The organism is Pseudomonadales bacterium (assembly GCA_013215025.1).
Lineage (GTDB): Bacteria > Pseudomonadota > Gammaproteobacteria > Pseudomonadales > DT-91 > DT-91.
In genome coordinates, this window is the sequence record JABSRR010000259.1 from 1 (window position 1) to 2,593 (window position 2,593).

The following is a 2,593-nucleotide window of genomic DNA, read 5'->3' on the forward strand; positions in this document are numbered from 1 at the left end:
AACCCAAATTTCCGGTGGTTGTGATTGACCCGCGTAAAACCATGATGGGCCAGATGGCTGATTACTATCTGCCTATTCTACCGGGCACGGATCTTGTTTTATTAAACAGCTTCGCACACGTTATTTTAGACGAGGGTCTGGAAGACAAAGACTATATCGAGCAGCACACTAACGGCATTGAAGAATTTCGTGAATTAGTGAAAGAATACTCACCGGAAGATGCCTCGGTAATCTGCGGCATTGAGCCTGACACCATTCGTGAAGTTGCTCGCCTTTATGCCAAAACCAATGCCTCCATGGCTATTTGGACTATGGGCATTAACCAGTCAACGCATGGCTCTGATAGCGTTTGCGCCATTAATAATATGAACCTCATTACCGGCAATATAGGCAAAGCTGGCGGCACCTCCTTATCCATTACTGGCCAGTGCAATGCCATGGGTACGCGCGAATGGTCAAGCTGCGCCGGCCTGCCGGGTTATCGTGCCTTAGAAAACCCTGACCATCGCCAAGAGGTTGCTGAGTTTTGGAATGTCGACGAAGACTTTTTTCCACCCAAGGTCGGCAAAAAAGAAACCGATATTTTTCCGGCAGTAGAAACCGGAGAAATTAAAGCGCTATGGATTGTCGCCACCAACCCGCTCACGTCTATGCCCAATACGGCCAGAATTCGAGAAAACTTTAAGAATATCGAGTTTTGTGTGGTACAAGATTCGTATGAAGATTGCGAAACCGCAGAGTGGGCGAATGTCTATCTACCCGGTGCCGTGTGGGCTGAAAAAACCGGCTGCTTCACCAATACCGAGCGTCGCGTGAATATTACCCGTCAAGTTGCAGAACCCCCAGGCGATGCCAAATCTGACTTATGGATTTTTAATGAACTCGCGAAGCGCTGGGATAACCACGCCAAGATGCAATTCCCAGATACAGCCGAAGCCGTATTTGAAGAAATGCGCCAATTATCGGTGAACGGTAAATCGGTCAATGGCAAAGCGCGCATGTTAGATATTTCAGGCATGACGCACGAACGCATTGAAGCCTCACGCGGTATTCAGTGGCCATATTCTGAGCAAGACCATAAAAATCAATTCAGCCCAGAGCAAGCGGTTGACCTGCATGGTGACAGCTTACCCACCGATCACAGTCAAGTGCGCAAAGGTAACCCACGTTTATATACCGATGGCGTGTTCCAATTCCCTGATGGCAAGGCAAAAATCTTAAGCCTGCGCTTTAACGATAACAACGAGCGCCCTTGCGAAGAATACCCGTTCTGGCTTAACTCGGGCCGTTTGGTGGAACACTTCCACACCCGCACCAAAACCGGCAAGGTGGGCAACTGTAATAAGTTTAGCCCTACCCCGTTTATGGAAATGAACCCCAAAGCGGCAGCTAAGCTCGGCATTAAATCGATGGAATACGTAAGGCTTGAAAGCCGACGTGGTGATGCCATTGTCATGGTGCAGTTAACTCAGCGGGTGCCTGAAAATATGGTGTTTATACCCTTCCATTTTTATAACTGCATAAATCGTTTAAGTTTAGGCTTGTTAGATCCACACTCACGACAACCTGCGTTTAAACAGGGCGCGATTCGGATTCTAAAAACCGATCAAGCCGAGGCTGCAAAAATTAACTTAAGCAATCGTCAATTCTAAGGAGGCTATCAAGATGTTTGAAGTTAGAGCTGATGAGCCTTCTTATGCAAAGCTTACTGATAAAGAAACAGATAAAGTAAACCGTTACGGCAACCCGATTGAATTTATACCTTTAGAAGATACTTTAAGCCTAAAGGTAAACCACGAAGATGTGATTGGCGACAACCCTAACCGTAACAAACAACATGCCTTTCATTTTACCGCAGATAACTGCATTGGCTGCCATGCCTGTGAATCAGCCTGTTCAGAAAAGAACGACCTACCCGACCACTTTGCCTTCCGCTCGGTCGGTTATGTAGAAAGCGGCGAATTCCCCGACTTTCAGCGCATGAATATCTCCATGGCCTGTAACCATTGTGATAACCCGGTGTGTTTAAAAGGCTGCCCTACGCGCGCCTATACCAAACACCCGGAATACGGCGCGGTTATTCAAGACCCCGAAATCTGTTTTGGCTGTGGCTACTGCACCTGGGTTTGCCCCTACAATGCACCACAGTTAGACCCGGTGAAAGGCCGTGTTGAAAAATGTAATATGTGTGTTGACCGCCTTGAAGTCGGCTTAAAACCTGCCTGTGTCTCGGCCTGTGTCGGTAACGCCTTAAACTTTGGCGTAGTCGAAAACACACCCGAGAATCGCGAAGAAATTGCCACCAGCATTCCAGGCTTTCCTGACCCCAGCATTACCAACCCCAATATTCGTTTTCAGCTTAGCAAAGATATGGGTGATGAAGTTACTCGCACCGATTCGATGCAGGTGAAATACACCAAAAACGAAGACGGTAACTATATCCCTGAAGTTGACGCCAAAGACGGCCTAGAAAAACACTGGAATATCTCTCGCCTGTCTTCTAGCGAAAACCCCTTGGTGTTATTTACCCTGTCGGTACAGGCTTCACTCGGTATTTTCTTTATCAGCACATTAGGCACTTGGTTAGGCATTG

At 47.4% G+C, this 2,593-nt stretch carries 2 protein-coding genes; both read left to right on the plus strand.

Annotation, left to right across the window (positions count from 1 at the left end):
* Window positions 1-1,652 (plus strand): molybdopterin-dependent oxidoreductase (locus HRU21_12625; protein ID NRA43134.1); only part of this gene is annotated, 1,652 nt, incomplete at its 5' end.
* Between the two features lie 13 nt (window positions 1,653-1,665).
* Window positions 1,666-2,593, plus strand: a 928-nt coding sequence (locus tag HRU21_12630; protein NRA43135.1) for a 4Fe-4S dicluster domain-containing protein, incomplete at its 3' end; no start/stop codon positions are given.